The organism is Reyranella sp. (genome assembly GCF_050185545.1).
In the GTDB taxonomy this organism is placed as follows: domain Bacteria; phylum Pseudomonadota; class Alphaproteobacteria; order Reyranellales; family Reyranellaceae; genus Reyranella.
In genome coordinates, this window is sequence record NZ_JBFWZI010000240.1 from 7,758 (window position 1) to 9,203 (window position 1,446).

The window sequence follows — 1,446 nt, forward strand, 5'->3', positions numbered from 1 at the left end:
GCGCGGTTTACCGCGCCGGACCACGCTCATGCGAAGAGCGGGCGGGACGCCCGCGGTCCAAAAGACCATGACTCGCTCGCGCCGATGGAAGCGCCGATCACCTCGGCTTGCGCAGCATCGGCGTGATGGTGGGCGAGCTGCCGGCCTGGATGTGGCCGAGGATCTCGAAGCCGTGCCGCTGGTAGAGCGGGATGTTCCTCGGGTTGGACGATTCGAGATAGGCGAGCGCGCCGTCGCGATCGAACAGGTTGGTGGCATGCTTCATCAGCCTGCTGCCGACTCCCTTGCCCTGCCACGCCGGGTCGACGCCGATCAGGGGCAGATACCAGTGCGGCTCGTGCGGATGGCAGCTCGCCATCTGCTGCATCACCTGCATGCCGTCGATCATCGATTCCGGCGACGCGGTGGCTTGCATCAACGCCATCATGGCCTGGTCGTCCGGGCCGATGCCGGGCGGCAGCCACAGCGCGGCGCCGGCCGTGCCGAGGCGAAAGGCACTGCCATGGGCGAAGGCGGCGCCGCCAAAGGCGCGGGCGAAGCGCGGGAAAGCCCGGAGATAGGCGCTGGGGTCCGGCCAGGTCCAGCGAGTCGCCGGATCGCTGGCGAACGCCAGCATCAGGGTGTCGACGACGGCGGCTTCCTCGGCCGCCGTCGCTGCGTCAACGGCAAGCGTGGTCATGGCCGCAGGATCAGCGGCCTCGACCGGGCTGGCAAGCTCACTTTCCGCAATAGGCCTCGATGCGATAGCCGTCGGGATCGATCACGAAGGCCGCGTAGTATTTCGGTCCATAGTCGGCGCGCAGGCCGGGCTTGCCGTTGTCCTTGCCGCCGGCCTTGAGCGCTGCAGCGTGGAAGGCGTCGACCGCGGCGCGGTCGCTGGCGGCGACGCAGAAATGCAGGCCCGACTCCATGTCGGCCTTCACCGGCTTGGAGGCGGCGCCGATCCACAGCCCGACCGCCTTGTCGCCGTAACCCAAAGAAGTGTCGCCGTCGCTCAGCCGCGCGTAGCCCAGCGGCTTGAACGCCGCGTCGTAGAATTTCCGCGACCGGCCGATGTCGGCGACGCCGATGGAAACGTGGTCGAACATCATATCCTCCTTCTTACCAGTAAACCGGTTATATGGTTATTGTGATCGACCGACCTTGTCAACCGTGCGGCCGGCCCTTAAGTCCGGAAGATGCTGCGTGCCGACCTCTGCCTGGATTTCGTCAACACGCGCTATTGGCGTGGCCAGGCGGAGCCGACGGAAACCCTGAACACGCCGGAGGATTTCGCCGGCTGGCTGGCCGGCCTCGGCGGTCCGCGGCCGGCGCGGCCGCCGGCGCGGCGCGAGTTCGAGCGCGCGCTCGAACTGCGCGAGATGCTGCATCGCCTGTTCGACGCGGAGGCGCAGGACAAAGTGCCCGGAGCACGCGATCTCGAGGCGCTCAACCAGGCGCTCGCGG

Annotated in this window: 3 protein-coding genes; 1 reads left to right on the forward strand and 2 read right to left on the reverse strand. The window is 67.9% G+C overall.

What is annotated here, in order from left to right; genetic code table 11:
• Window positions 1–97 precede the first annotated feature (97 nt).
• Window positions 98–679 (reverse strand): GNAT family N-acetyltransferase, encoded by a 582-nt coding sequence (locus AB7O82_RS34410; protein WP_428554380.1) that lies wholly within the window; start codon window positions 677–679, stop codon window positions 98–100.
• 37 nt (window positions 680–716) lie between these two features.
• Complete coding sequence (locus AB7O82_RS34415; RefSeq protein ID WP_428554389.1) at window positions 717–1,088, reverse strand: VOC family protein; 372 nt, start codon at window positions 1,086–1,088, stop codon at window positions 717–719.
• Window positions 1,089–1,178: 90 nt separating this feature from the next.
• On the opposite strand from AB7O82_RS34415, the gene AB7O82_RS34420 reads away from it, so the two are divergent.
• Window positions 1,179–1,446, forward strand: a 268-nt coding sequence (locus AB7O82_RS34420; RefSeq protein ID WP_428621457.1) for an ABATE domain-containing protein, incomplete at its 3' end; no start/stop codon positions are given.